The sequence below is a fragment of the Uliginosibacterium sediminicola genome (assembly GCF_039631295.1).
GTDB lineage: Bacteria > Pseudomonadota > Gammaproteobacteria > Burkholderiales > Rhodocyclaceae > Viridibacterium > Viridibacterium sediminicola.
Window position 1 is genome coordinate 1 of the sequence record NZ_JBDIVE010000031.1, and the last position, 820, is coordinate 820.

1 protein-coding gene is annotated in these 820 nt (G+C 56.1%); it reads left to right on the forward strand.

What is annotated here, in order from left to right:
- Positions 1-753 (forward strand): glucose-1-phosphate cytidylyltransferase (rfbF, locus tag ABDB84_RS20015; RefSeq protein WP_345921551.1); only part of this gene is annotated, 753 nt, incomplete at its 5' end.
- Between the last annotated feature and the right edge of the window lie 67 nt (positions 754-820).

Consider the following 820-nt stretch of genomic DNA (forward strand, 5'->3'; position numbering starts at 1 on the left):
GGGGGCTTGGGTACGCGCATCAGCGAAGAGACCCACCTGAAACCTAAGCCCATGATCGAGATTGGTGGCAAGCCGATTCTGTGGCACATCATGAAGATCTATTCCCATCACGGGATCAATGACTTCGTTATCTGCTGTGGCTACAAGGGCTACCTGATCAAGGAGTACTTTGCCAACTACTTCCTGCACATGTCGGATGTGACCTTCGACATTGCCAACAACAGCATGGAAGTGCATCACCGTACGGCTGAGCCGTGGAAGGTGACGCTGGTTGATACGGGCGAGGAAACCATGACCGGCGGGCGCCTTGGGCGTGTCGCACGCTACCTGGAGGGTGAGGAGAATTTCTGCCTGACCTACGGCGATGGTGTCAGTGACGTCAATATCACTGAGCTGATTGCTTTTCACAAAGCACATAAGCTCAAGGCAACCCTTACCGCAACTTTGCCGCCGGGTCGCTTTGGTGCGCTTGACTTTGATGGCGTGCGTATCCGCAGCTTCAAGGAGAAACCCAAGGGTGATGGTTCGCTCATCAATGGCGGCTTCTTTGTGCTGACGCCGGCCGTGTTTGATCTGATTAAGGGCGATGCGACGATCTGGGAGCGGGAGCCGCTGGAGACGCTTGCAGCGGAAGGTCAGCTGGCGGCGTATCAGCACACGGGTTTCTGGCAGCCGATGGACACCTTGCGCGACCGTACTTATCTGGAAGAGCAATGGGCAAGTGGTAACGCCCCGTGGAAGCAGTGGAAATGAGTCAGTCTTCGTTGCAAGCATTCTGGCGCGGCAAGCGTGTTTTCCTGACCGGGCACACCGGCTTCAA